The following is a 25,277-nucleotide window of genomic DNA, read 5'->3' as shown; positions in this document are numbered from 1 at the left end:
TCAATTCATCTTCCGACGATGGCTGTCAATACGTCGTCGAGCGTCACCACACCCATCGGCCTGCGTCCGTCGCTGACCAGCACCATGTGGCGGCGTTCGCGGCGCATCGCCAGCAGCAGATCGGCGAGCGTACGGTCCGGCGGCACCACCGCCAGCGGCCGGTAGATCTCGGCCGGCACGGGCGCGCGGCGGCTCGCCCCGGCGTACCCGAGCACGTCCTTGACGTGCACGAAACCGAGCACCCGGCGGGTGGCCCGCTGCACCACCGGGAAGCGGGACCGGCCGGTACGGGTCGCCAGCACCTCCAGCGACGCCGGTGAGACGTCCTCGGCCACCGTGGTCACCGTGGACCAGGGTTGCAGCGCGTCCGCCGCGGTACGGCTGTGCAGGGCCAGCGCGCCGGTGATCCGGGCGTGCTCCTCGGCGTCCAGCAACCCCTCGGTACGCGCCTGGGACACCAGCCCGGCCAGTTCCTCGGCGGTGAACACGGTCTTCACCGCATCGGTCGCCTCCACCCGCCACCACCGCAGCACCTGCCGGGACGCCCACTTCATCGCCAGCAGCAGCGGCTTGGTGGCCAGGCAGAACGCCAGCATGGCCGGGCCGAGCCAGAGCGCCGACGGCTCCGGCCCGGCGAGCGTGATGTTCTTCGGCACCATCTCGCCGACCACCGTGTGCAGGAACACCACCACCGCGAGCGCGATGACGAACGACACCGGGTGCACCGCCGAGGCGGGCAGCCCCAGCGCGGCGAACGCCGGCTCCAGCAGGTGCGCCAGCGCCGGCTCGGCGATCGCGCCGAGGCCGAGCGAGCAGACGGTGATGCCGAGCTGCGCCCCGGCGATCATCAGCGGGATCTGGTTCATGGCCGCCAGCGCCAGCCGGGCCCGCTTCGACGTCGCCGCCAGCGGTTCGATGACCGTACGGCGGGACGCGATCAGCGCGAACTCGCTGCCCACGAAGAACGCGTTGCCGAGCAGCAACCCCACCGCGACGAGTAGTTCAGGCACCGCCGTCGGGCTCCTCGGGGCGTACCACCCGCACCTGCTCGATCCGGTGCCGGTCGACCTCCACCACAGTGAACTCGTACCCGGCCTCGTCGACCGCCTCGCCCGGCACCGGGATGTGGCCGAGCCGCGCCATGAGGAACCCGCCGAGCGTCTCGTACGGCCCGTCGGGCAGCCGGAACCCGGTCTGCTCGACCAGTTCGTCGGCGCGCAGCACGCCGTCGGTCAGGACTGTGCGCTCGCCGCCGGGCACCGTCAGCTCCACCGGCCCGAAGCCGTCCACCGCGTCCGGGTCGAACTCGTCGGCGATCTCCCCGACCAGTTCCTCGACCAGATCCTCCACCGTCACCACGCCGTCGGTGCCGCCGTACTCGTCCACCACGATCGCCAGGTCCGCCCCGGCGGCCTTGAGCGCGGCCAGCACCCCGTTCAGGTTCAGGCTCTCCGGGACGTACACCGGTTCCCGGGCCACGGCGGCGACAGTGGTGGCCGCGCGGCGGGCCAGCGGCACCCCCAGCGCGTCGGGCACCCCGGCGACGCCGGTGACCAGGTCGAGCGTCTCCTCGTAGACCGGGAACCGGGTCCGGCCGGTCCGCCGGGACGCCTCCAGCAACTCCGCCACAGTCGTGGTGGCGCGCAACGCGGTCACGTCCACCCGGGGCGTCATCGCCTCGGCGGCCCGCTTGTCGCCGAAGCGGATGGTGCGGCGCAGCAGCATCGCGGTGTCCGGCGGCAGCGCGCCGGCCCGGGCCGAGATGGCGGCGAGCAGGCCCAGCTCCTCCGGGGACCGGGCGCTCGCCAGCTCCTCCTGCGGCTCCACGCCGAGGCGGCGCACCAGCCGGTTCGCTGATTCGTTCAGCAGCCGGATCAGCCAGCCGAAGGTGCGGGAGAAGGCCCGCATCGGCGCGGCGGTGGCGAGCGCCGCGGGCATCGGGCGGGCCAGCGCCAGGTTCTTCGGCACCAGCTCGCCGAACAGCATCGAGATGAGCGTGGCCAGCGCCAGCGCGAGCAGGCCGGAGAAGCGTTCCGCGCCGCCGAGCGAGTGCAGCAGCGGCGCGAAGAGCCGGGCCAGGGCGGGCTCGGCCAGGTAGCCGGTGAGCAACGCGGTGAGCGTGATGCCGAGCTGCGCGCCGGAGAGCTGGAAGGACAGCTCACGCAGCGCGCGGCGTACCGTGGCGGCCCGGCCGTCGCCCTCGTCGGCCCGCCTGTCGATCTCCGCCCGGTCGACGGTGACCAGGGCGAACTCGGCCGCGACGAAGAAGGCGTTGCCGGCGGTCAGCAGCACGAAACCGACCAGGGGCAACAGCGTCAGAAGCAGAAGGCCGTCGATGCGCGTGATTGTGGCACGCGCGCGCCGATGGCGGACCCCCCGTAGCGTGGTGCGCATGGACGGTCTGCTGCTCACCGACGAACTGGTCCTGCTCGCGTACGACGACGGCGGCACGAACCGGCTCGGCAGTCCGCACCTCGGCTACGGCCTCGCCGGGGCGGTGCTGCTGGAACTGGCCCTGGCCGGCCGGGTGGAGGTGGCGGACAAGCGGCTCGTCGTCACCGACCCCACCCCGACCGGCGTGCCGCTGCTCGACGAGGCGCTGACGACTGTCGGATCGGGCCGCCCCCGCAAGCCGAAGGACTGGATCGGCAAACTCGCCAAGGGCCTGCCGGAGCGGGTGCTCGGCGGGCTCGTCGACGCCGGGGTCCTGCGCCGGGAGTCCGACCGGGTGCTGCTGGTCTTCCCGCGTACCCGCTATCCCTCGCCGACCGGCGCGGAGCCGGCGGTGGAGACGGCGGCCCGAGAGCGGATGGCTGCGGCGCTCACCGGCGACGGCCCGGTCGACGCCCGGACCGCCGCGCTGCTCACGCTGACCCGCGCGGTCGGCCTGGACCGCAAGATCTTCCGCGAGCTGCCAAAGGAGCGGGTCAAGGCGCGCATCGACGAGATCGCCGCCGGTGACTGGGCATCGGCCGCCGTCAAGAAGGCGATCGAGGAGATGCAGGCCGCGCTTATGGTCGCGATGACGGCCGGGACGAGCGCCGCCATCATGACCACCACGACCAGCTGAAGGCGACGGCGGCGGCACCGCTCGGGTGCCGCCGCCGTCGTGGTCCGGCTTCCTGCCGGGGTACGCCTCAGCTCGCGGTCGGCGCGACCTCCGGCTCACCGGCCGGGGCCTCCGGCTTGACCGAGCGCAGCAGCACGCTCGCCACGTCGACCACCTCGACCTGCTCGCCCGCGCCCTTGCCGTTCACGCCGTCGTTGAGCATCGTCGAGCAGAACGGGCAGCCGACCGCGATGGTCTTCGCCCCGGTGGACATGGCCTCCTCGACCCGGTCCACGTTGATCCGCTTACCGATCTTCTCCTCCATCCACATCCGGGCGCCGCCGGCGCCGCAGCAGAAGGAGCGCTCGCTGTTACGCGGCATCTCGGTCAGCTCGCCCTGGATCGAGTCGCCGAGCACCTCGCGCGGGGCGGCGAAGATCCGGTTGTGGCGGCCCAGGTAGCACGGGTCGTGGTAGGTCACGCCGCCGTCGACCGGCTGCACCGGGGTGAGCTTGCCGGCGCTGACCAGGTGGGCCAGCAGCTGGGTGTGGTGCACCACCTCGAACTCGCCGCCGAGCTGGCCGTACTCGTTGCCCAGGGTGTTGAAGCAGTGCGGGCAGGTGGCGACGATCTTGCGCTTGCTCTTCTCCCGGCCCTCGAACGCCTCGTTCAGCGTCTCGACGTTCTGCTGGGCCAGCATCTGGAAGACGAACTCGTTGCCGATGCGGCGCGCCGGGTCGCCGGAGCAGGTCTCGCCCTCGCCGAGGATGGCGAACTTGACGCCCGCCTCGTTCAGCAGCGTGGCGACCGCGCGGGTGGTCTTCTTGGCCCGGTCCTCGAACGCGCCGGCGCAGCCGACCCAGAAGAGGTACTCGAAGTCGTCGACCTCGCCGACGCGCGGCACCTCGAACCCGAGGCCCTTGGTCCAGTCCTCGCGGGTGTTCTGCGGGGCGCCCCACGGGTTGCCCTTGTTCTCCAGGTTGCGGAGCATGACGCCGGCCTCGGACGGGAAGCTCGACTCGATCAGCACCTGGTAGCGGCGCATGTCGACGATGTGGTCCACGTGCTCGATGTCGACCGGGCACTGCTCGACGCAGGCGCCGCAGGTGGTGCAGGACCAGAGTACGTCCGGGTCGATGACACCGCCCTCTTCGGCGGTGCCGATCAGCGGCCGGTCCGCCTCGGCCATGGCCAGCACGTCCACGCCGGCCAGCTGCTCCTGCGTGGCCTTCTCCTCGCCGGTGAGGTCCTTGCCGCCACCGGCCAGCAGGTACGGCGCCTTGGCGTACGCGTGGTCACGCAGGCTCAGCACCAGCAGCTTCGGCGACAGCGGCTTGCCGGTGTTCCAGGCGGGGCACTGCGACTGGCAGCGACCGCACTCGGTGCAGGTGCTGAAGTCGAGCAGGCCCTTCCAGGTGAACTGCTCGACCTGGGCGACACCGAACTGGTCCTTCTCCGGGTCGGCCTCCTCGAAGTCCAGCGGCTTGCCCTCGCTGGTCATCGGGCGCAGCGGGCCCAGGCCGGAACCGGCCGGCTTCTCCGGGTCGCGCTTGAAGAAGATGTTCGGGAAGGCCAGGAAGCGGTGCCAGGCCACGCCCATGGTGACGTTCAGCGAGATCACGATGAGCCAGGTCATCGAAATGGCGATCTTGATGAGCGCGGCGACGCTGACGCCCGCCTCCCAGTCCGGGAGGACCGAGCCGACCGCGTGGCTGAGCGGGGCGGCCCAGACCGGGTACTCGAAGTGGTCGGTGGCGACCTTGAAGCCCCGGATCACGAACCCGAAGATCAGGACCAACAGGACGACCCACTCGACGAAGTAGCCCTGCCACATGGTCGAGCCGGTGAACCGGGAGCGGTTCTCCGCGCGGCCGGGCCGGTTGCGCAGCCGGATCGCCATCAGCACCAGGATGCCGACCAGGCCGAGGATGCCGATCCACTCGGTGACCAGACCGAAGATCGTCCAGTGCCCGATGATCGGCAGCCCACCGCCGGTGGAGACGACCTCGAAGTAGGCCTCCAGCACCAGCAGCGACAGCACGATGAAGCCGACCATCACGAACCAGTGGGCGGCGCCGACCACGCTCCACTTGAGCATGCGGGTGTGACCGGCGGTCTCCACCAGCATCTTCTTCGTACGCGCGCCCTTGTCGCCGAACCGCTCCGGCGCGGGCTGGCCGAGCCGGATGACGGCGGTCATCTTCATGACCGCGCGCACCGCAAGCCACACCGCAACGGCGGTGATGGCGGCCGCGAGGATCGTGGTGACGATCTGGACGCTGCCCATCGAGTTGGCCTCCCGGTCTGCTGCTTTGTCCGTGCAGCCTACGCGCAAGGTTACCCAGCAGTAACGTGAGTCTTCTCGCACCAGGCCACGCCGCCCTGCGCACACCTTAGGTGGACCGGCGCCGAAGCGCCGGGCAGGGGCGGCGTGGCGTGACCTACGCCGGGGTGGGGCAGCGCCGGATCAGCGCCAGCGGGAGAGCAGGATCAGCGACGAGACCATCGCGCCGAAGCCCACGGCGAGGTTCCAGTAACCCCAGCTGGCGACCGGGTACGCCTGCTCGGACAGGTAGTAGAGCACCAGCCAGCCGATGCCCGCCACGATCAGCGTGACCGCCGTGACCGGCAGCCAGATCGGGCTAGGCTTGCGCGTCGACGCCGTCGCCGTCGGACGTACGTCCGTCGGCGGGGTGTACACCTTCTTCTTGCGGACCTGAGACTTGGGCACGACGCTCTCCAGAGGGGGGTACGACCTCGTCCGGCCTGACAACCGGGCGCGAGGGCGACGGTCCATGGCCAATAATGTTCGACAGCTAGCGTAGTCCGGACGGACCGTCCAGGCCACGAATGGGGCCAGGCCGGTGCACTCAGTAACCGGAAAGAGCGGACTTTCCGGGTCGAGCAGGTCGGCTCGCACCGGCGCGGGCCGGAACGAGACGACGGGAAAGGGAACGCCCGGTGGAGTACACGTCCGGCGCCGCCTCCTGGCAGAAGGTCCTCCGCCGCGCGGCAGCCGCCCTGCTGCCCCGGCGCGCACGCCAGCGCCGCCCCGGCTGGTCCGTCGGCGTACCCCTGATCGCCGCCGCGGCCGGTCTGCTGTTCACCACCACCGCCACCACCGCGGGCGGCACCTCCCTGCGTGAGGACCGCCGGCCTCAGCTGACCCAGCTGATCGAGGACCGCCGCGAGGAGGTCGCCGCCAGCGAGGCGAAGGCCGCCCGACTCCGGGCCGAGGTGGAGGAGCAGACCGAAGCGCTCGCCGGCGCCGACGGGCCGATCAAGACCGAGCGGGACCGGGCCGCCGCCAGCCGGCAGGGCGCCGGGTTCACAGCGCTCACCGGCAGCGGCGTGACTGTCGAGCTGAACGACGCCGACCGCCGGCCCGACCAGCCGCTGCCGAAGGGCGCCAGCAACGACGACCTGGTGGTGCACCAGGGCGACGTCCAGGCGGTCGTCAACGCGCTCTGGGCCGGCGGCGCGGAGGCCATGTCAATCATGAACGTCCGCGTGCTGAGCACCAGCGCGGTACGCTGCGTCGGTAACACCCTGCTGCTGCACGGCCGGGTGTACTCCCCTCCTTTCAAGATCGTGGCAATCGGCGATCCCGCGGAACTCCAGCGGGCGCTCGCCGCCTCTGAGGGAGTGCGGGTGTTCAAGGAAGTGGCCGACCACTACCAACTCGGGTACGTCGAGCGCGTCTCCACCGTCACCGTGCCGGCGTTCGAGGACTCCACCGCGTTGCAATCGGCGACGGTGCCCCGGTGACCGGCGGCGACCCCCGGGAACGCACCGGCCACGACCGCCAGGAGGAGCCGACAGCGTTCCTCCCCCGGGTCGAGCGTCCGGCCCCGGCGTCGCCACAGCCGCTCCACCTGCCCTGGCCCGACGCCGGTCCGGCCCACACCGCCCCGGCCCGACGCGACCCGGACACCCGCCAGCCCGCGCCGTCACGGACCGGCCAACCGCCGTCCGCCCCGCCACGGACCGCCCCGCCGGTCGCTCCGCCGCCGCCGTGGCCGGGCAGTCAGGCGCATCAACCGGCGAGCGCCTCCCGCCCCGAGGCCGACCCCCGGTTCCGCCCCCCGGCGAGCGAGCTTCCCCCCAGGGGTACGCCCCACCCGGCCGGCCCGGCGCACCAGGGCGCCGGACACCACGGCCCTACGCAGAACGGCCCCGCGCCCCACGGGCCTGCGCAGAACGGCCCCGCGCCCCACGGAGCGGCGCCCCGGGGTGGTCCCGCTCCCGGGATGCGCCCGGCCGCACCCGGCGACGTCGCACACCGGCCGGGCGAGCGCCAGTCGCGACCGGAGGGGTACGGACCGGCGGGGCAGCAGTACGCCGTCCGCCATTCCACAGGTGGGGCGATCCCGCCCGAGCGCGGTGGTCGCGGTGGACAGCCACCGCAGAACGGCACCCGCCCGTGGGAGGCCGGCGGACGCCCGCCGGAGGACGGTCGCCGACCGGCGGGGGGTGAGGGACGGCCGCCCGGCGTACCCCCTCTCGGCGGGCCGGCCGGCGCGGACCGGAACCCTCCGGCCGACCCCGGAGCGACGACGGTGCTGCCCGCCGTCACCCGCCCACCCGCGGACCCCCACCTGGACGCCACCGGGCTGATGGGCGCGGTGCCCCCGGCGCCTGACACCGGCGACGGCGACGGCGGCGCGGAGCCGCCCGCCGAGCCGCCCCGCCCTCGGCGCGGCGAGCGGGTGGTGCAGCTGCGGCCCGAGCAGACCGGCGACGGGTACCGCAGCGTCTACTCCGAGCTGACCCGCCCCACCGTCGGCTCCCGGCTGCGCACCGTCGTGCGGGGCACCGGCGAGCTGCTGATCACCTTCGGGCTGGTGGTGCTTCTCTTCGCCGGGTACGAGATCTGGGGCAAGGCGGTCATCGTCGAGGCCCACCAGAGTGACCTGAACAGCCAGCTCGCCCAGGAGTGGGACGCGGCGGCGGACCCGACCGTCGGCCCGACCACCGGGCCGACGGTGAAGCCGAAGCCACCGGCGGAGGGCAGGCCGGTCGCCGGCCTCTACATCCCCAAGTTCGACAAGCACTGGGTGGTGGTCGAGGGGGTCAGCCCGGAGGACATCCGGTACGCCCCGGGCCACTACCCGGACAGCGCCATGCCCGGCGAGGTGGGCAACTTCTCCGTCGCCGGTCACCGCATCCGCTCCACGTTCTGGCGGCTGGACGAGCTGAAGACCGGCGACGCCATAGTGGTCGAGACCAGGACCGACTGGCTCGTCTACCGGGTCTACCAGCAGCGGATCGTCAAGCCGTCCCAGGTGGAGGTGGTCGCGCCGGTGCCGGGCAAGCCGGAGGCGAAGGCCACCGAGAAGCTGCTCACGCTCACCACCTGCAACCCGAAGTTCGACAACTACCAGCGGCTGATCATCCACGCCCGGCTGGACCACACGCAGGCCAAGTCGGCGGGCCGCCCGGCCGAGTTGGAGGCGTGAGCCGTGTACTCGTGGATCTGGCGCAAACTGCCGTTCGGGCTGCCCGGCAAGCTGGTCGGCTCGCTGGTGCTGGCCACCGCCACCGTCGCGCTGCTCTGGTTCGTGGTGTTCCCGTGGGCCGAACCGCTGCTGCCCTTCGACGACGTGCAGGTCACCCAGGACTCCGGCGTACCGGGTGACGGTGGGATCACCGAACCGACCGGGCTGCCCGGCGAGGAGGAGCTGCCGTACAGCACCGAGACGAACAACGCCCCACCCTCCACCCCGAACAGGTGACCCCGATGCGCGTACTGGTGATCGACAACTACGACTCGTTCGTCTTCAACCTCGTGCAGTACCTCGGCCAGCTCGGCGCCGACTGCGAGGTGCGGCGCAACGACGAGATCGACGTCGCCGAGGTGGGCCGCGTCGGCGCCGCCGGTGTCCTGCTGTCGCCCGGCCCGGGCAGCCCGGACCGGGCCGGCATCTGCCTGGACGTGATCCGCGAGTACGCCGGCAAGCTCCCGATCTTCGGCGTCTGCCTCGGTCACCAGGCGATCGGCGAGGCGTTCGGCGCGACTGTCGCCCGCGCGCCGGAGCTGCTGCACGGCAAGACCTCGGAGGTACGCCACGACGGCGTGGGCGTGCTCGCCGGGCTGCCCGATCCGTTCACCGCCACCCGGTACCACTCGCTGGCCGTCCTGCCCGAGACGCTTCCCGACGAGCTGGAGGTCACCGGCCGGACCGCCTCCGGCGTGGTGATGGCGATGCGGCACCGCACGCTGCCGATCGAGGGCGTGCAGTTCCACCCCGAGTCGGTGCTGACCGAGGGCGGTCACCTGATGCTGGCGAACTGGCTTGCCGCCTGCGGCTTCCCGGCGGCGCTGGAACGCGCCCCGGAACTGGCCGCCGAGGTCGACGCCCGCCGCCGAGCCGCATTCGCCACGACCTAAGCACTCAGTCTCCCGCCACTCAGCCCGCCCCTGCTCATTCGGTCACCATTCAGATCCATCCGCTCGCTCGCGCGGTCATTCGGCCCTGTCACGCTACGCTCCGCCGCCCGCCTTGCGGGCCTCACCGCTCCCGCTGCCGAAAACTCAAGCTCGGAACCGCGAGCCTGCCCCACAAGGCCATTGACTCTGATGATCGGTCAGGGCCCCGTAGGTCGGTAACTAGCGGCTTGCGGGCCAAGACCGCAGGCTGCGGCTTTGCGATGTCCCGCGAGAGTATTGTGCCCACCTTATACCTTATACCTTCTTTTGCCTGCCAGGCCTTGACCTGGCCCCATAGCGACCTATAGCTTTGCAGCAACTCAGTCGATCAAGGAGTCCGCTTTGCTGCTTCGTAGAATTTCGGCCACCGGTGCAGCGGTTGTCGCTGCCGCTGGAATTGCCCTCAGTGGGTCAACACCCGCACAGGCAGCAGGGGGGACGGCTCACGGCTGCGTCTATCCACGAGTTTGCTTCTACAAGACGGAAGCGGATTTCAAGGCAAAGCGAGTTTCGGCCGCTTATCAAGACATTACGTCGACCTGGCAAAACCTCAGCTCAGCAGCATATGGAGCGGACGTCATCTACAACAGTCGGCAGGATGACGTTGCATACATCCACTTCACGAACGGCACAACGGACTGCATGGAGCCAGGGGACACCTTTTACAACTATTACTCAACTGCGGACAAAATCCGGATTTCCTCGTCGTCCGCCTGTTAAGCGAGAGAAACATAAATTGCAACACGGATGATTGGCACAGTTAGATAAGTGACGGTTCGCTGTTAGCGAGACTAAACGTGTCACTTTCAACTGCCATCCCGACGCTCCTATGGACGTCAAGCTCCGTCCGCTGCCGTCTCGCCGGCGGAGCTTGACGTCTGCGTCCCGAACATGGGTGTGCGGCACCTGTGGGTGTCACCCACTGCCGGGGAGTGTCGTTGATCGTGGTGGACGCGCCAATGGACGACGGGGTTCGTCAGCTCCTGCCGGCCGTCCCGCTACTTCCTCTCTGCCTCCACCCCACGGGCCGCAGCCACCTCTTGATCCGTAGCCCCAGGCGATACAGCCTGCTGCGGCCGTCTTCGTTTGCTGAACGGCTCTTGACACAGGGCCCCGGCAAAGTCGTAGTGGTGTCCAACTTGGTGAGCTTGGGGTAGAAGCGCCGTTGTTGGTGGCAGCAAGACGGGCATGACCTGTTCGGAAGATCATCAACGTTCCTACGCCATGTTGATCGCCGAAGTGAGCCATGCCCGCGCTGCCGTCATCGCTGATCTCGTCCCTGTCCTGCGCATCGGCTCTGACCGTTGCCGAAACCGCTGGTGGGCTGCCCGAAGCGCTCGCCGGCCTGCCTGATCCACGGGCCCGGCGAGGTGTCCGGCACCGACTGACGGTCGTGGTCACCGCAGCCGTGTGTGCGGTGGTCGCCGGCTATCGCTCGTACGCCGCGATCGCCGAATGGGTCGCCGACGTGCCGGCCACGACGGCTCTCGCCCTGGGCATGGCCCCGACCGGCGCCCGTCGGAGGCGATGATCCGTCGACTATTGCAGGCCATGGACCCGCAGCTCCTGACCACGGCGATCAGTGTCTGGCTCGCCAGCCGGGCCACCGCCACCATCTCAACGGCTGGCCGGGCGATCGCCGTCGAGTCACCGATCTGACCGCCGCCTGTACCCGCGGACTGATCGACACCACTTCCAGCACCAAGGGCTACTAAGGTGCCGGTGACGCCGTCTGGGCCTTGTCCAAACGCCGCCGCACCCGCCTGTTCCGCCGGCAGAGATCGGTCAAGCGACACCACGCCGAGATTCCGAGCCCTCGGCGAGCGCGCCGTCTCCACCCTCGAGCCCCGGAAGGTCCTGACCAAGCTCCGCTGCTGCCCCCGCCACGCCACCCCGCTCCTGCAGGCCATCGTCGTTCGTCAAGCCACCGCAGACGCCCGCTACCCACAAAGACGGCCACGTCCAGCAAGAGCCATCCGGCGACGCGACAACCCCGCCTATTTCGCCCTCGGACGATCCCGCGGCGTTCTGACCACCAAACACACGCCTTGGGACGCGAATACAACAAATGGCGGTGTCCCGGTGCTCCGGGCACCGCCACGCTGCTCATCGGTTGTCAGCCGTTGCTTCGGGTCGGCGGTGCTGTCGGGATCGGGAGCCCGCCTCCACCGCCACCACCCGGCGGCATACTCGGGGTACCGCTCGGGGTCGCGCTCGGAGGCGTCGGGCTCTCGCTCTGCTCTGGCGCGGCCACGTCGACGTAGATCGTCACCTGCTTCTCCCGGGCGTAGGAGGAGCCGCTCTTCGGGCTCTGCCGGCTGACCCGGCCGACCTTGTCCGGCTCGGTCACCTCCTCACCATCGAGGACGCGCACCTTGTAGCCGGCGTTCTGCAACTGGCGGACGGCCTGGTCCTCGGAAAGCCCCACCACGTCCGGGACCTCGGCGACGTTGCCGCGGGAAACCCTGAGCTTGACGGTCGAGGCCTCGGCGACCGTACTTCCCTCACTCGGCTCGACGTTGATCACGATGTCCTTCTGCGCGCTGTCGTCCACCCTTTCGACCTCGACCTTGAGGCCGAGTGCCTGCAACTGAGCCTGCACATTGGCGACCTGGGATCCCTCCAGGCCCTTGGGAATGGTGACCTGGCCGGGGCCGGCGCAGATCTGGACCGAGACCGCGGTGTTCTTCTCCACCCGCAGGCCCGGGCCCGGGCTCTGGTTGACGACGGTGCCCTTCTTGCACTCCGTGTTCTGCACCGGGTCACCGTTGACGTAGCGCAGCCCGGCCCGGGTCAGCGCCGCCTGCGCCTCGGCCTGCGTGCTGTCCACCAGCTCTGGCACGGACACCTTCTCGGCCCCGGCCTGGTTGAGCCAGAGCGCGGTGCCGAGCGCGATCACCGCGAGCACGCCGAGCGCGGCGAACGCGGCGATGACCCAGGAGGAGCTCTTGCGCTTGCCCGGGTCACCGACCCGCGCCACCGGCTGCTGGCGGGTCTGCGGGCCCATCATCTGGGTCTGCTGCGCCTGGTGGTAGCCGCCCGCGGCGGCGCCCATCGGCATGGTCTCCTCGGCCGGCATCACCGGGGTGGCGAGCACCGGCCGGCCGGCGGCGGCGCGGAGCAGGTCCGCCCGCATCTCGCCGGCGCTCTGATAGCGGTTGAGCGGGTTCTTCGACAGCGCCTTGAGCACGATGGCGTCGACAGCGGGGTTGACGTCCGGGTTGATCGTGCTCGGCGTCGGCGGCTGCTCCCGCACGTGCTGGTACGCGACGCTGACCGGGCTGTCCCCGACGAACGGCGGGTGGCCGCAGAGCAGCTCGAACAGCACGCAGCCGGCCGCGTAGACGTCGGATCGGGCGTCGACCGCCTCGCCGCGCGCCTGCTCGGGAGAGAGGTATTGTGCGGTGCCGATGACCGCGCTGGTCTGCGTCATCGTGGTGGCGCCACTGGCGAGCGCCCGGGCGATGCCGAAGTCCATCACCTTGACCTGGCCGGTCTGGGTGAGCATCACGTTTCCGGGCTTGATGTCCCGGTGGATGATCCCGTGCCGGTGGCTGAACTCCAGCGCGGCGCACATGTCGGCGCAGATCTCCAGCGCCCGGCGCGGCTGGAGCCGCCCCTCGACGCCGAGGACCTCCTTGAGGGTCCGGCCGTTGACGAACTCCATCACGATGAACGGCAGGGTCTCGCCCGTGGGGGCGGTCTCCTCACCGGTGTCGTAGACGGCGACGATCGCCGGGTGGTTGAGCGAGGCGGCGTTCTGCGCCTCACGGCGGAACCGCATCTGGAAGGTGGCATCCCGGGCCAGATCGGCACGGAGCATCTTGATCGCGACATCCCGCCCGAGCCGGAGGTCACGGCCGCGGTGCACCTCGGCCATGCCGCCGTAGCCCAGCAGCTCGCCGACCTGGTACCTGCCACCGAGCAGGCGGGCCTGCGCTGTCATCGCGTCTCTCGTCCTTCGCTCGTCGTCGTACCGCCGCCGGCCGGCAGGAGGCGTACCTCACGACGGTACGACGTGCGGACCGGATAGTCGCCTCCGTACGGCTGCACCGCGCCGGAGGTCACGCTCACACTCGCCGAAGCGGATGCGGTAGCACCGTATTTCCGGTACAGGAACGAAATCACGCCCGAGCAGAGGATGACCAGTACGGCCACCACGATCGCCGTCGTCCACAGCCCGGACCGGGAGCGTCGGGGCGGAGCGGCGGCGGGCGGTCGCGCGTACCCCAGGGGGTTGTGCTGGGGCACGGGGCGTGGCTGCGGGACGGGGGCCGCGCCGCGCGGCGCCACCGGCGGGCGGGGCTGCGGGGCGGGGTGCGCGATCACGGCCGGGCGCGGCGCGGCGACCGGCGGGCGGGCCGGTGACACGGGCGGCCGGGGCTGCGGGCGCGGGGCGGCGGCCGGCGGCTGCGGACGCGGAGCGGCGGTCGGCACCTGCGCCCGCGCGACGGGCGCGGCAGGCGAGGCGGGTACGCCGGAGATCGGGTGCCCGGAGCGGGCCGCCTGGGAGAGTGCGAGCTTGGCCTGCCGGGCGATGCTCGCCAGCGCGGCGGCGCTCGGCCAGCGCGCGGCCGGATCCTTCGCCATGGCCCGCTCGACGATCGCCCGGACCTGGGGCGGGATGTCGGCCGGAAGCGCCCGCGGAGTGTCCCGTACGTGCTTCATGGCGATCTCGAGGGGGTTGTCCCCCTCGAACGGGCGGCGGCCGGCCAGGCACTGGTACGCGACCACGCCCAGCGCGTAGACGTCCGAGGCGGGGGTGGCGACAGCGCCGGTGGCCTGCTCCGGCGAGATGTACGAGGCGGTGCCGAGCACCGAGCCGGCGGCGGTGAGCTGGCCGACCAGGTCCGAGCGGGCGATGCCGAAGTCGGTGAGCACGAGCGTGCCGTTCGGCCGGACCAGCAGGTTGCCGGGCTTCACGTCGCGGTGCACGATGCCCTTCTCGTGCGCCGCGTGCAACGCGTCGGCGGCCTGCGCCAGCAGCGCCATCGTGCGGGCCGGGGTCAGCCGGCCGACGCGGCTGAGCGTGGCGGAGAGCGCGTCGCCCTCGACGTACTCCATCACCAGGAAGGCGATGTGCTGGTCGCTGCCGAAGTCGTAGACGTCGACCACGCCGGGGTGGTTGATGGTGGCCATGGTCCGGGCCTCGCCGCGGAACCGCTCGGCGAAGCCCGGTTCGTCCAGCAGCGCCGGGAGCAGGCTCTTCACCGCGACGGTACGGCCCAGCACCTGGTCGGTGCCGCGCCACACGTCGCCCATGCCACCGCTGGCGATCCGCTCGTCGAGGCGGTAGCGGTTGCCGAGCTTCACTCCCGGACCGAGCACGTCAGCGCCTCCCGGAGTCGGCGATCGCCGCCGCCATGATCCGGCCGGCGATGCGGGCCGCCTCGGCGCTGCCGCCGCTGCCCGCCTGCTCCAGCTCGACGCAGACCGCGGAGAGCGGCGTGCCGTCCTTGTCCAGGGCGAAGCCGATGAACCAGCCGTGGTCCGGGGTGTTCGGGCCGGACTGGGCGGTACCGGTCTTGCCGCCGACCAGGAAGCCGTCGATGGCGGCCCGGCGGCCGGTGCCCTCCTTCACCACGTTCTGCATCATGTCGCGCAGGTCGGCGGCGACCTGGCCGCTGATCGGGCGGCGCAGCTCGCGCGGCTGGGCGGCGTCGTAGACGGTGGTGCGGTCCGGCCCGAGCAGCTGCTTGACCAGGTACGGACGCATCTGCTTGCCGTCCTTGTTGGCCACCGCGGCGGCGATCATCGCGCCCTGCAACGGGGTCATCCGCACGTTGTTCTGGCCGATCGACGACTGCGCCAGAGCGGCCTGGTCGGTGCTGCCGTCCGGGTTTTGCATGTCGCCGGTGCGGCTGGCCGCCACCGGCAGGCCGCCCTCACCGAGCTGGCCGACGGTGAGGTCCTCCTGCTCGAAGCCGAACTGCTTGGCCTTCTCCTTGACCTTGTCCGAACCGAGGCGTACGCCGAGCTGGGCGAAGCCGGTGTTGCAGGACTCGGTCACCGCCTCCCGCAGCGTCACCTGCGACTCGGGGCAGATCGACGGCGCGGCGTTGCGGATCGGCTGGCCGGCGCCGGGCGCGGTGTAGCTGGAACCGGCCGGGATGCGGGTCTGCTGCCCGACGCCGTTCTCCAGCGCAGCCGCCGCCATGATGATCTTGAAGGTGGAGCCCGGCGGCAGCGTCTCGGACAGCGCCCGGTTCGCCAGCGGCCGGTCCTTGTCCTTCTCCAGCGTGTTGTACGCCCGGTCCGCCTCGGTGCTGTTGTGACTCGCCAGCGGGTTCGGGTCGAAGCTCGGCATGGACACCAGCGCCTGCACCGCGCCGGTACGCGGGTCGATCGCGATGGCCGCGCCCTTGGTCGCGCCGACCTGGTTGTCGTTGAGCTGCTTGTACGCCGTCTCCTGGGCCCGCTTGGAGAGCGTCAGCAGCACGTTCCCGCCACCGGTCTCGTCACCGGTGAACATGTCCTTGATCCGGCTGGCGATGAGCGCGTCGCTGGTGCCGGCGAGGAAGTCGTTCTCCACCCGCTCGATGCCGCTCGCGCTGCCGTTGACCGGCTTCCAGCCGAGCACGTGCGCGTACATCGCCCCGCCCGGGTAGGTGCGCTGGTACTTCAGCTCACCACCGGTCTCCTTGCTGACCGCGTACGCGGTGCCGCCCACCTCGATGTTCCCGCGCTTGCGGTCGTACTCGGCGACCTGGACCCGGCCGTTGTAGTCGCTGTTGCGGTACTCGTCGGCCTTGTAGGCCTGGATCCAGTTCAGGTTCGCGAACAGGAGCCCGAACAGGACCATCACGACCACGCCGACGCGGCGCAGAGGGGCATTCACGGCCGGATCACCTCCGTCGGGGCGCCGTGCAACTGCTCGGGCGGGCCGCCTGCCGGCCGGGCGGCCGGGCCACCGCCGCCGGTCACCGGGCGGCGGGCGCCGTCCGAGACCCGCAGCAGCAGGGCGATCAGCAGCCAGTTCGCCATCAGCGAGGAGCCACCGGCGGACAGGAACGGGGTGGTCTGACCGGTCAGCGGGATGAGCTTGCTGATGCCGCCGACGATGACGAAGACCTGGAGGCCCAGCGTGAACGCCAGACCACCGGCGAGCAGCTTGCCGAACGAGTCCCGTACCGCCAGCGCGGCACGCAGGCCACGCTCGACGATCAGCAGGTAGATCACCAGCAGCGCGGAGAGACCGAACAGGCCGATCTCCTCACCGATGCCGGCGAAGATGAAGTCGGTCTGCACCTCGGGCAGCAGCGCCGGCTGGCCGCCGCCCGGCCCGGCCCCGAACAGGCCGCCGGTGCCGAGCGTGAGCAGACCCTGCACCAGCTGGTAGCCCCTGTCGTACGGCTCGGCGAACGGGTCCAGCCAGATCTGCGCCCGGTCGTAGAAGTTCGCGAACGGGCCGCCCACGGTGCTGCCCAGCACGTACGCCAGGTAGGCGCCGCCGAAGAACAGGATCAGGCCGATGAGCAGCCAACTGACCCGCTCGGTGGCGATGTAGAGCGTCACCACGAACATGCCGAAGTAGAGCAGCGAGGTGCCGAGGTCCTTCTCGAAGATCAGGACCAGGAGGCTGACCAGCCAGACCACGAGCACCGGGCCGAGGTCTCGCCCGCGCGGGAAGTCGATGCCCAGCACCCGCCGGCTGGCGAGCGAGAGCACCTCGCGCTTGCGCACCAGGTAGTAGGCGAAGAACGTGAGCAGGGCCAGCTTGGCGAACTCACCCGGCTGGATGGAGAATCCGCCGAACTTGATCCACAGCTTCGCGCCGTTGATCTCGGAGAACCGGCTGGGCAACACCGCCGGGATCATCACCAGCACGATGCCGGCCAGGCCCAGCGTGTACGCGTACCGGGACAGCGAACGGTGGTCGCGCAGGATCGCCAGCAGAGCGGCGGCGAGCACCACCGCGGCGAGCGTCCAGGCGAGCTGCCGGCCGCCGGTGCCGGCGAAGACGGCCAGGTCCTCCCGCTCGGCGGGCGTGGCCTTGGCCAGGTCGTAGCGGCGCAGGAAGCCGACCCCGATGCCGTTGAGCAGTGCCACCGCCGGCAGCAGCGCCGGATCGGCGTACGGCGCCAGCCAGCGGATCACCAGGTGCAGACCGAGGAAGACCAGCCCCAGCGCGGCGGCCGGAATCCAGAAGTCGGGCGTGATCGTGTCCAGCGCCTTCGCCTCGATCATCGCCGCGTACGCCGCGACGAGCACCATGGCGAGCAGGAGCAGGGACAGCTCGGCGTTGCGCCGGGACCGGGCCAGGCGTACGCCGGACTCCTCGCCCGTCGAAGCGGGCGAGGCGGCCGGTACGGCGGCTGCGGTCACGGATACGTCCTCGGGATCGAGCCGGCACTCACTCCGGCGACCGGCAACCCGCCGGGTCGGCCGGCGGAACGGTGTCGGAGGGTACGGCGTCGGGCGTGATGGTCGTCAGCGGCGTCGACGCGCCGGGGCTCGGTGAGCCGGCCGGCGGAACGGACGGTGCGGGACTGCCGCTGACCTGCGGGTTCAGCCCGCCCGCTGCCGGGCTCGGACTGGTCGCACCGGGCGACGGGTCGGGCGGGCAGAGCGGCTTGAGGTTCGGGTTCGCCGGATCCTCACTCGTCAGCTCCGCCAGCCGGCGCTCCGCGTCCGGCTCGTTGCGGGCCTGGATGCCCTGCTTCACCCGCTCCTGGGCGGCGAGGGTGAGGTCGTCGAGCCGGGCCTCGCTGCGCTCGTGCACGTTCGACAGGTCCAGTCCGGCGACCTGGCCGGGCACCCCGCGGAAGACCGCGAGCTGGCCGTCGTCGGTGGCGCCGACGTAGAACTGCCGCTGGGTGTACGTCCACCCGCCGAACGCGCCACCGCCGACGATCACCGCGAGCGCCAGCACCATCGCGACGGTGCGCAGCGGCCGGCGGCGACGCCGTTCCGGCTCGTCGTCGCGGTTGTCCGCCGGCTCCTCCGGCGCGGGTGGCCGGGGGGCGGACAGCGCCGAGGCGCGGGCCGCCGGGGTGGAGTCGTCGGCCGAGGTCGCCATGCCCCGGTCGCGGGCGGCGGCGCCGCCGACGATCGGGGACGCCTCGACGATGTCCTGGTCGGTGGCGTCGGCGATGATCACCGTGATGTTGTCCGGGCCGCCGCCGCGCAGCGCGAGCTGCACCAGGCGTTCCACGCACCGCTGCGGGTCGGGGTACTCCCGCATGGTGTCCGCGATGGTCTCCGCGCTGACCACGCCGGAGAGCCCGTCGGAGCAGATCAGGTAGCGGTCGCCGGGCAGCACCTGGCGGACGCTGTACTCCGGGTCGATGTCGCGGCCGTCGAGCGCCCGGGTGAGCAGCGAGCGCTGGGGGTGACTGCTCGCCTCCTCCGCGCTGATCCGGCCCTCGTCGACGAGCATCTGGACGTACGTGTCGTCCTTGGTGATCTGCGCGAACTCGCCGTTGCGCAGGAGATAGGCCCGGGAGTCACCGATGTGGACCATGCCGAGCTTGCTGCCGGAGAAGAGGGTCGCAGTGAGCGTCGTGCCCATCCCCTCCAGCTGCGGGTTGGCGTCCACGGTGTCGCGGAGCTGCTGGTTGGCGGTGCCCACGGCGGAGCGGAGCGCGTCGACCAGGGCGTCACCGGGGACGTCCTCGTCGAGGGGCGCCATGGCACCGATGACGATGTTGCTGGCGACGTCACCGGCGGCCATGCCGCCCATGCCGTCGGCCACGGCGAGCAGCCGCGGTCCGGCGTAGACGGAATCTTGATTACCGTCTCGGATCAGACCGCGGTCGCTGTGGGCCGCGTAGCGCAGGGTCAGAGTCATGGCCGTAATTCGAGGGAAGTGCGGCCGATCCGGATCGGCACGCCGAGGGGGACGGGGGTTGGTCCGGTGACCTTAGCGCGATCGAGATAGGTGCCGTTAGTCGATCCGAGGTCCTCGACGTACCACTGCCCGTCGCGGGGCACCAGCCGGGCGTGTCGCGCCGAGGCGTAGTCGTCGGTGATCACCAGGGTCGAGTCCTCCGCGCGGCCGATGGTGATCTGGGCCTCCCCGAGCGTGATCCGGGTGCCGGCGAGCTGACCGGCGGTGACCACCAGCTGGTGGGCGGCCCGGCCGCGCTTGGCCTTCGCCGGCTTCCCCGGCTGCCCGGTCGACGCGCCGATCCCCCGCGGCGCGGCCACGAGCCGGCCCGACCGGGCACCGGCGAAGAGGTCCCGGCGGATCACGCCGACCACCGTGAACACGAAGATCCACAGCAGGATCAGGAACCCGAACCGAGCGACGGTGATGACGAGTTCCGGCAACGCGGATCAGCCGTCCACGCGGAAGGTCAGCGTCGTGGTGCCGAGCTGGATCATGTCGCCGGGGTTGAGGGCGACCGCCGAGACCCGCTGGCCGTTGACCATCGTGCCGTTGGTGGAGCCCAGGTCGGTCAGCACCACCTGGCCGCCGTCGAAGTCCAGCCGGGCGTGGCGCCGGGAGATGCCGACGTCGGGCAGGCGCAGGTTGGCCTGGTCGCCGCGGCCGATCACGGTCGAGCCCATCTGGAGGGGGTAGGTGCGGCCGTCGCCGGAGACCAGGCGGACGTTGCGGCCGCCGCCGTGACCGGGCGGAGGGCCGTAGCCGCCACCCTGGTCGTACGCCGGGTACGCCGGGCCGGCGTCGTAGCCGCCGGGCGCGGAGACCGGGGCGACGTCCCCGCCGGTGTAGACCTCGGCGGTGACCCGGAACATGCCGGTGTCCAGGCCCTCACCGCGTTCGACCTCGACGATCACGTCGCCGTAGACCGTCCACGCCTGCTCGCCGATGAACTCCGCCTGCGACTGGGCCAGCTCCTGGGCCAGCGCGGCAGCGTACGGCGCCAGCCGACTGTGGTCGTAGGGCGAGAGATCGATCACGTAGCGGTTGGGCACAAGGGTGCGCCCACCGGCCAGGATCGCCTTGTGCGCCTCGGCCTCCCGCTGCATGGCGTTGAGGATCTCCACGGGGTGGACCACCCCTTTGAAGACCTTGGCGAAGGCCCCCTCGACCAGGCCTTCCAGACGCTTCTCGAAGCGTTGCAGCACGCTCACCGGCTCCTCCTCGGGTCCCGAGGCAATGATGGTATCCGGACACCGCCTCCGCAGCTCACACGCCGCTCGGCCGGCTGCCGTCGGCCCGTTCGTGACCAGGCCCGCGAGCGTGCTAAAGTTTCGCCCGCCACGAGCGGTGATCGTTCGTGGCGTGACCAGTGGACAGCGTAATATGTCCCGGCACCCGCCGCAGATGGCGGGCGCGGGATGCGATATGGTGTTCCAGGTCGTGCCACGGGGATGTGGCGGAATGGCAGACGCGCACGGTTCAGGTCCGTGTGTCCGAAAGGACGTGGGGGTTCAACTCCCCCCATCCCCACCAGGACAAGGGCTCCGCACACAGCGGGGCCCTTGCTTCGTATCGGGGCGTTCCGGACGTCACGCTATGCTCCGATGGTTTCCCTGCCTCCCATGGACCAGGAGTGGCGTGTGACTGTCGCGTTGGTGACCGGTTCCGGCGGTCTGATCGGCTCCGAGGCGGCCCGGCACTTCGCCGGACTCGGTCTCGACGTGGTCGGCATCGACAACGACATGCGGCGGTACTTCTTCGGCGAGGACGGCTCGACCGCCTGGAGCCTCGACCGGCTCGCCGCCGACCTCGGCTCCGCGTACACCCACCACGCCGTCGACATCCGCGACCGCGACGGGCTGGAGCAGGTCTTCAAGCGGTACGGCAAGGACATCGCCGTGGTGATCCACAGCGCCGCCCAGCCGAGCCACGACTGGGCCGCCAAGGAGCCGTTCACCGACTTCGACGTGAACGCCGGCGGCACGCTCAACGTGCTGGAGAACACCCGGCGGCACGCCGTCGACGCGCCGTTCATCCACTGCTCCACCAACAAGGTGTACGGCGACCGGCCGAACTCGCTCCCGCTGATCGAGCTGGAGACCCGGTACGAGCTGCCCGAGGACCACCGCTGGTACGACGGCATCACCGAGGACATGTCGATCGACGAGTCGCTGCACTCGATCTTCGGCGCCTCGAAGGTCGCCTCCGACGTGATGGTCCAGGAGTACGGCCGCTACTTCGACATGAGGACCGCCTGCTTCCGGGGCGGCACGCTGACCGGCCCGGCGCACTCCGCCGCCGAGCTGCACGGCTTCCTGGCGTACCTGATGCGCTGCGTGATGGAGGGCCGGACGTACAACCTCTTCGGCTACAAGGGGAAGATGGTCCGGGACGCCATCCACTCGCACGACGTCCTCACCGCGTTCGAGGCGTTCTTCCGGGAGCCGCGCTCGGCCCAGGTCTACAACCTCGGCGGCGGCCGGCACTCCAACACCTCGCACATCGAGGCGTTCCGGGTCGCCCAGGAGATCACCGGCCGCGAGGCCCGGATCAACTACGTCGAGCAGGCCCGCACCGGCGACCACCAGTGGTACGTCAGCAGCATGGCCCGCTTCGAGGAGCACTACCCGTCCTGGAAGATCACGTACGACGTGCCGATGATCCTCCGCGAGATCTACGAGGCGAACGCCGACAAGTGGGTGCCGAAGGCATGACCACCGGGACCAAGCGCAACGTGCTCGGCGTCGGGGTCGACGCCACCGACTACGCCCGGGCCACCGAGGCCGTGGTGGCGGCCGCGCACGAACGCCGCCCGCTGGCGCTCACCGCGCTCGCCGTGCACGGCGTGATGACCGGCGTGCTCGACCCGGCGCACAACGCCCGGCTCAACTCGTTCGACGTGGTCACCCCGGACGGGCAGCCGGTGCGCTGGGCGCTCAACCTGCTGCACGGCGCCGGGCTCACCGACCGCGTCTACGGGCCGGAGCTGACCCTGCGGGTGCTCGCCCGGTTCGCCGAGGAAGGGCTGCCCGTCTACCTCTACGGCTCCACCGAGGAGACGCTGTCCCGGCTGGTCCCGGCGCTGGAGCGCAAGTTTCCCGCGCTGAAGGTCGCCGGGGTCGAGCCGTCCAAGTTCCGCGCCGTCGCGCCGGGCGAGGACGCCGAGATCGCCGACCGGATCCGGGCCAGCGGCGCCCGCCTCGTCCTGGTCGGGCTGGGCTGCCCGCGCCAGGAGGTCTTCGCGTACGCGATGCGCCCGCTGCTGGACATGCCGCTGATGGCAGTCGGCGCGGCCTTCGACTACCACGCCGGCCTGCTGCGCAACCCGCCACCGTGGATGCAGCGCGCCGGGCTGGAGTGGTTCTGGCGGCTCGGCCTGGAGCCCAAGCGCCTGTGGCGCAGGTACGTCATCCTCAACCCGGCCTACCTGGCCCGGCTCGCGGCCCAGAAGACCGGCCTGTGGAAGGCCAACCCGCCGGCGCCGGCCACCGGGCGACCGGCCACGTTCGACGTCTGAGCCGTACCCCTACGGGCACGGGTACGGGACGAACCGGGGTGCCGTCCCGGATTCGGCGGACGTCGAAACGGGCAAGGCTAAGGGCCATGGATGACCGTCTCGCCCTGCTGCTTCCCGTCGCCGCCGTCTGGCTCGCCGCCGGACTGGTCGCGGAGGGCCTGCCCGGGCTGGACCGCGCCCGCGCGCTGCGCCGGCGTACCGGATGGTTGTCCGTCCTGGTGCTGACCGGCCTCGCGCTCACCGCGGCGGTCCTCGCCGCGGGCCTGCAGAGCGCCGGTGACACCACTGTGGACCGGGCCGCCGCCGCGCTCGGCGTCGCCGCGGTGCCGGCGGCCGTCGTGGCGGTCTGCACGGTACGGCGGGTCCGGCGGCTGCGGTCCGGCGCGGGCGCGTTCGCGGCGGCGCCGGAGACGCCCGCCCCGCACGGGCTGCGCGCGGCGGCAGCGCACCCGCTGATCGCGCTGCCGCTCCAGGCGACGGCGATCGCGGTACTGGTGGCGGTGCTGCCGGCGATCGGCGTCGACCTGTTCACCGCGCCGGGCGTCGCCGGACCGGTGATCACCGTCGGGGTGCTCGGCGTGTGCACGATCGGAGTACGCCACGCGCTCCGGCACAACCGGCTCGCCGAGCGGGCGATGCCGGCCGCCGAGGCGGTGTCAGCGCGACCGGCTCGCGCCCTGCACGTATAGCAGTTCCAGGATCGCCCGGGTCGCCTCGAACCAGCGGTCCAGCCAGCCGGGCGGGGGCACGCTGCCCTTCGGGGGCAGTTCCATCAACAGGCCGCGCAGCAGCGGGTGGTCCACCAGGGACTCCTGCTGCTCGACCGGCCAGCCGCTCGGCGGGAAGGACGGCTCGGTCAGCGGGTTGGGGTCCAGCGACGGCAGGGACAGCGGCGCCGTGGCCTGCTCGGGGACGCCACTCTCGCGGGCGTCCTCGCCGTCACCGGAGACCACCTCGGTGAGGACGGTGTCCCGGCGGGCACCCCGGTACTTGCCACCGAACCGCTCGGGCTTGCCCGGGCCGCTGGTGAGGTTCTCTGAACCGATCGTCGTCATCCGTCTCGCCTGCCTTGTTCGGTTGCCGATCCGTGCGGTTCAACGAGGCGGATCGGAACTGGCGACGGGTGCCCGCCGCCGCACGGGCACGCGGACGCGAATGGTCCCGCCCGGCGACGCTGCCGGGCGGGACCACATCTCGGTGCCGGTCAGCTCCGGCCGAACACGCCGTTCCGGGCGCGGGCGACGAAGGCGTGCCAGTCGCCCGGTGCGAAGACCAGAGCCGGGCCGGTCTTGTCCTTCGAGTCCCGCACCCCGACCGCCCCGGTCACGTACGCGACCTCGACGCAGTTGTCGCAGTTCGGCCCGCTCTTCGAGCTCTTGAACCACGTCGCCTGCGTCAGGTCCACGGGGAACTCCTTGGTCGCCATTTCCACAGTGGCTCCTCTGCCAGTTTCGCGATGTGTGCGATGGACTCCTCCGGGCGCATGGCCGCTGCTCGAATGTGATCGAAGATGAAGCTGTACTTCTGCAGTTCGTCACTCTTCTCCAGGAAGAGTCCACCCGTGGCGTTCTCCGCGTACACGACATCGGGATCACTCGGCTCGGGGAAGCTGAGGATCGTGAAGGTCCCGTCCATGCCGGCGTGCGCTCCCACCTCGAAGGGCAGGACCTGCACTGTCACGTTCGGCAGTTCGGCCACCTCCACCAACCGCTTGAGCTGGCCACGCATCACCACGTCGCCGCCAACCGGCCGGCTCAGCACCGCCTCATCGAGCACCACCCACAGATCGACCGGATCGTCCTGCGTCAACAACGACTGACGGCCCAGACGGACACGCACCCGTTGGTCGACCTGTTCGTCGGTGAAGTCCGGCCGGGCCGCCCGGATCATCGCACCGGCGTACTCCTCGGTCTCCAGCAGACCCGGCACCACCTGCTGCTCGTACGCGCGGATGGAGCTGGCCGCCGCCTCCAGGCCGACGTACGCGCCGACGAGCACCGTGCTGTACGGATGCCACCAGCCCTTCTGCCGGGCCTCCCGGGCGATCTGCACCAGCTCGTCGCTCTCCGCGCCGACCACCCCGTAGATGCGGAGCATGTCGCGTACGTCGCGCGGGGTCGCCGTGGTGTGGCCGGTCTCGATCCGGGAGATCTTGGAGGCCGAGCACTCCAGCTGCTCGGCGACGACTTCGATGGTGATGCCCGCCGCCTCCCGCTGCCGGCGGAGTTCCGCCCCCAGCCGGCGCCGCCGGATGGTCGGGCTGCGCCGTTCGCTCACGGAGTCACCTCGGTGCCGTCCATCGGCTTGCGGGACCACGCTTCACAGTCACCCGGCTACCTCCGGTCGGTCGCGCCCCGGTTCGGCTCCCACCGCGGGCGCGACCGGCGGGCGGCGGGTGTGCGTTCGCGGCAGGGGTGGTGCCGGTCGTCGACCGGCCGCGACGGGCGAAACC

The 25,277-nt window shown here is 71.3% G+C and carries 23 protein-coding genes and 1 tRNA gene; 10 read left to right on the top strand and 14 right to left on the bottom strand.

The genetic code is table 11. The features are described 5' to 3' along the window. Positions 1–5: 5 nt before the first annotated feature. Together MICAU_RS00550 and MICAU_RS00545 are read right to left on the bottom strand one after the other, a co-directional pair. Positions 6–1,010 (bottom strand): hemolysin family protein, encoded by a 1,005-nt coding sequence (locus MICAU_RS00550; RefSeq protein WP_013283320.1) that lies wholly within the window; start codon positions 1,008–1,010, stop codon positions 6–8. Beyond that, entirely contained in the window at positions 1,003–2,310 is a 1,308-nt protein-coding gene (locus MICAU_RS00545) for a hemolysin family protein (RefSeq protein ID WP_013283319.1), read from the bottom strand. Before MICAU_RS00545 ends, MICAU_RS00550 begins: the two co-directional genes overlap by 8 nt. Before the next feature lie 82 nt (positions 2,311–2,392). Between MICAU_RS00545 and MICAU_RS00540 the strand changes: the two genes are divergently transcribed. Continuing rightward, positions 2,393–3,070 (top strand): GOLPH3/VPS74 family protein, encoded by a 678-nt coding sequence (locus tag MICAU_RS00540; RefSeq protein WP_244879707.1) that lies wholly within the window; start codon positions 2,393–2,395, stop codon positions 3,068–3,070. A 67-nt stretch (positions 3,071–3,137) separates the two neighbouring features. On the opposite strand, the gene MICAU_RS00535 is transcribed toward MICAU_RS00540, so the two are convergent. Beyond that, positions 3,138–5,336 carry a (Fe-S)-binding protein gene (locus MICAU_RS00535; protein WP_013283317.1) on the bottom strand — a complete coding sequence of 733 codons (2,199 nt, stop codon included), beginning with the start codon at positions 5,334–5,336 and terminating at the stop codon, positions 3,138–3,140. Positions 5,337–5,516: 180 nt separating this feature from the next. Next, the gene (locus tag MICAU_RS00530; protein WP_013283316.1) at positions 5,517–5,780 is read right to left on the bottom strand and encodes a cell division protein CrgA; all 264 of its coding nucleotides are present in this window, start codon (positions 5,778–5,780) and stop codon (positions 5,517–5,519) included. 230 nt (positions 5,781–6,010) lie between these two features. On the opposite strand from MICAU_RS00530, the gene MICAU_RS00525 reads away from it, so the two are divergent. The 5 genes from MICAU_RS00525 (at position 6,011) to MICAU_RS31625 (ending at position 11,010) form a co-directional block, all read left to right on the top strand. Further along, positions 6,011–6,817 carry a DUF881 domain-containing protein gene (locus tag MICAU_RS00525; protein ID WP_013283315.1) on the top strand — a complete coding sequence of 269 codons (807 nt, stop codon included), beginning with the start codon at positions 6,011–6,013 and terminating at the stop codon, positions 6,815–6,817. Next, complete coding sequence (locus MICAU_RS32970; protein ID WP_167545737.1) at positions 6,814–8,508, top strand: class E sortase; 1,695 nt, start codon at positions 6,814–6,816, stop codon at positions 8,506–8,508. The genes MICAU_RS00525 and MICAU_RS32970 overlap by 4 nt, the downstream gene beginning before the upstream one ends. A 3-nt stretch (positions 8,509–8,511) precedes the next feature. Continuing rightward, complete coding sequence (locus tag MICAU_RS00515) at positions 8,512–8,784, top strand: hypothetical protein (RefSeq protein WP_013283313.1); 273 nt, start codon at positions 8,512–8,514, stop codon at positions 8,782–8,784. A gap of 5 nt (positions 8,785–8,789) precedes the next feature. Next, positions 8,790–9,440: an aminodeoxychorismate/anthranilate synthase component II gene (locus tag MICAU_RS00510; RefSeq protein ID WP_013283312.1), complete on the top strand. Its 651-nt coding sequence runs from the start codon at positions 8,790–8,792 to the stop codon at positions 9,438–9,440. A gap of 1,285 nt (positions 9,441–10,725) precedes the next feature. Further along, positions 10,726–11,010 (top strand): transposase family protein, encoded by a 285-nt coding sequence (locus tag MICAU_RS31625; RefSeq protein WP_244879706.1) that lies wholly within the window; start codon positions 10,726–10,728, stop codon positions 11,008–11,010. Positions 11,011–11,595: 585 nt separating this feature from the next. Here the strand turns inward: MICAU_RS31625 and pknB are convergent. The 7 genes from pknB to MICAU_RS00475 are packed head-to-tail and all read right to left on the bottom strand — an operon-like array spanning position 11,596 to position 20,546. Then, the gene (pknB, locus tag MICAU_RS00505; protein WP_013283310.1) at positions 11,596–13,425 is read right to left on the bottom strand and encodes a Stk1 family PASTA domain-containing Ser/Thr kinase; all 1,830 of its coding nucleotides are present in this window, start codon (positions 13,423–13,425) and stop codon (positions 11,596–11,598) included. Further along, positions 13,422–14,807 (bottom strand): serine/threonine-protein kinase, encoded by a 1,386-nt coding sequence (locus MICAU_RS00500; protein WP_013283309.1) that lies wholly within the window; start codon positions 14,805–14,807, stop codon positions 13,422–13,424. Before MICAU_RS00500 ends, pknB begins: the two co-directional genes overlap by 4 nt. Position 14,808: 1 nt before the next feature. Next, positions 14,809–16,317 (bottom strand): peptidoglycan D,D-transpeptidase FtsI family protein, encoded by a 1,509-nt coding sequence (locus MICAU_RS00495; RefSeq protein WP_013283308.1) that lies wholly within the window; start codon positions 16,315–16,317, stop codon positions 14,809–14,811. Further along, positions 16,314–17,804 carry an FtsW/RodA/SpoVE family cell cycle protein gene (locus MICAU_RS00490; RefSeq protein ID WP_013283307.1) on the bottom strand — a complete coding sequence of 497 codons (1,491 nt, stop codon included), beginning with the start codon at positions 17,802–17,804 and terminating at the stop codon, positions 16,314–16,316. The genes MICAU_RS00495 and MICAU_RS00490 overlap by 4 nt, the downstream gene beginning before the upstream one ends. 28 nt (positions 17,805–17,832) lie before the next feature. Next, positions 17,833–19,269 (bottom strand): protein phosphatase 2C domain-containing protein, encoded by a 1,437-nt coding sequence (locus tag MICAU_RS00485; protein ID WP_013283306.1) that lies wholly within the window; start codon positions 19,267–19,269, stop codon positions 17,833–17,835. Further along, a complete protein-coding gene (locus tag MICAU_RS00480) occupies positions 19,266–19,751 on the bottom strand; it encodes an FHA domain-containing protein FhaB/FipA (RefSeq protein ID WP_013283305.1) in 486 nt (161 codons plus the stop codon). The genes MICAU_RS00485 and MICAU_RS00480 overlap by 4 nt, the downstream gene beginning before the upstream one ends. A gap of 6 nt (positions 19,752–19,757) precedes the next feature. Continuing rightward, positions 19,758–20,546 carry an FHA domain-containing protein gene (locus tag MICAU_RS00475; protein WP_026267912.1) on the bottom strand — a complete coding sequence of 263 codons (789 nt, stop codon included), beginning with the start codon at positions 20,544–20,546 and terminating at the stop codon, positions 19,758–19,760. Positions 20,547–20,755: 209 nt separating this feature from the next. Between MICAU_RS00475 and MICAU_RS00470 the strand changes: the two genes are divergently transcribed. The 4 genes from MICAU_RS00470 (at position 20,756) to MICAU_RS00455 (ending at position 23,514) form a co-directional block, all read left to right on the top strand. Then, positions 20,756–20,841: transfer RNA gene (locus MICAU_RS00470), tRNA-Leu, on the top strand. Between the two features lie 71 nt (positions 20,842–20,912). Beyond that, entirely contained in the window at positions 20,913–22,022 is a 1,110-nt protein-coding gene (locus MICAU_RS00465) for an NAD-dependent epimerase/dehydratase family protein (RefSeq protein WP_030269640.1), read from the top strand. Next, the gene (locus tag MICAU_RS00460; protein WP_013283302.1) at positions 22,019–22,825 is read left to right on the top strand and encodes a WecB/TagA/CpsF family glycosyltransferase; all 807 of its coding nucleotides are present in this window, start codon (positions 22,019–22,021) and stop codon (positions 22,823–22,825) included. Before MICAU_RS00465 ends, MICAU_RS00460 begins: the two co-directional genes overlap by 4 nt. Positions 22,826–22,911: 86 nt before the next feature. After that, a complete protein-coding gene (locus MICAU_RS00455; RefSeq protein WP_013283301.1) occupies positions 22,912–23,514 on the top strand; it encodes a hypothetical protein in 603 nt (200 codons plus the stop codon). Here the strand turns inward: MICAU_RS00455 and MICAU_RS00450 are convergent. The 3 genes from MICAU_RS00450 to MICAU_RS00440 all read right to left on the bottom strand — a co-directional run bounded on the left by MICAU_RS00450 (position 23,482) and on the right by MICAU_RS00440 (position 25,102). After that, on the bottom strand, positions 23,482–23,880 hold the full coding sequence (locus MICAU_RS00450; RefSeq protein WP_013283300.1) for a hypothetical protein: 399 nt from the start codon (positions 23,878–23,880) through the stop codon (positions 23,482–23,484). The genes MICAU_RS00455 and MICAU_RS00450 overlap by 33 nt on opposite strands. Before the next feature lie 149 nt (positions 23,881–24,029). Further along, positions 24,030–24,251, bottom strand: coding sequence for a DUF397 domain-containing protein (locus tag MICAU_RS00445; protein WP_013283299.1), 222 nt, complete (start codon positions 24,249–24,251; stop codon positions 24,030–24,032). Continuing rightward, the gene (locus tag MICAU_RS00440) at positions 24,221–25,102 is read right to left on the bottom strand and encodes a helix-turn-helix domain-containing protein (RefSeq protein WP_013283298.1); all 882 of its coding nucleotides are present in this window, start codon (positions 25,100–25,102) and stop codon (positions 24,221–24,223) included. Before MICAU_RS00440 ends, MICAU_RS00445 begins: the two co-directional genes overlap by 31 nt. Positions 25,103–25,277: the final 175 nt, after the last annotated feature.

The organism is Micromonospora aurantiaca ATCC 27029 (genome assembly GCF_000145235.1).
In the GTDB taxonomy this organism is placed as follows: domain Bacteria; phylum Actinomycetota; class Actinomycetes; order Mycobacteriales; family Micromonosporaceae; genus Micromonospora; species Micromonospora aurantiaca.
The sequence above is the reverse complement of the archived record's forward strand: the minus strand, read 5'-3'. Positions and strand labels throughout refer to the sequence as shown.

Coding starts and splice junctions, on each gene's coding strand:
- MICAU_RS00540 (WP_244879707.1), top strand. CDS start 2,393: ATGGACGGTCTGCTGCTCACCGACGAACTGGTCCTGCTCGCGTACGAC.
- MICAU_RS00535 (WP_013283317.1), bottom strand. CDS start 5,336: ATGGGCAGCGTCCAGATCGTCACCACGATCCTCGCGGCCGCCATCACC.
- MICAU_RS00510 (WP_013283312.1), top strand. CDS start 8,790: ATGCGCGTACTGGTGATCGACAACTACGACTCGTTCGTCTTCAACCTC.
- MICAU_RS31625 (WP_244879706.1), top strand. CDS start 10,726: ATGCCCGCGCTGCCGTCATCGCTGATCTCGTCCCTGTCCTGCGCATCG.
- pknB (WP_013283310.1), bottom strand. CDS start 13,425: ATGACAGCGCAGGCCCGCCTGCTCGGTGGCAGGTACCAGGTCGGCGAG.
- MICAU_RS00485 (WP_013283306.1), bottom strand. CDS start 19,269: ATGACTCTGACCCTGCGCTACGCGGCCCACAGCGACCGCGGTCTGATC.
- MICAU_RS00465 (WP_030269640.1), top strand. CDS start 20,913: ATGGTTTCCCTGCCTCCCATGGACCAGGAGTGGCGTGTGACTGTCGCG.
- MICAU_RS00460 (WP_013283302.1), top strand. CDS start 22,019: ATGACCACCGGGACCAAGCGCAACGTGCTCGGCGTCGGGGTCGACGCC.
- MICAU_RS00455 (WP_013283301.1), top strand. CDS start 22,912: ATGGATGACCGTCTCGCCCTGCTGCTTCCCGTCGCCGCCGTCTGGCTC.
- MICAU_RS00450 (WP_013283300.1), bottom strand. CDS start 23,880: ATGACGACGATCGGTTCAGAGAACCTCACCAGCGGCCCGGGCAAGCCC.
- MICAU_RS00445 (WP_013283299.1), bottom strand. CDS start 24,251: ATGGCGACCAAGGAGTTCCCCGTGGACCTGACGCAGGCGACGTGGTTC.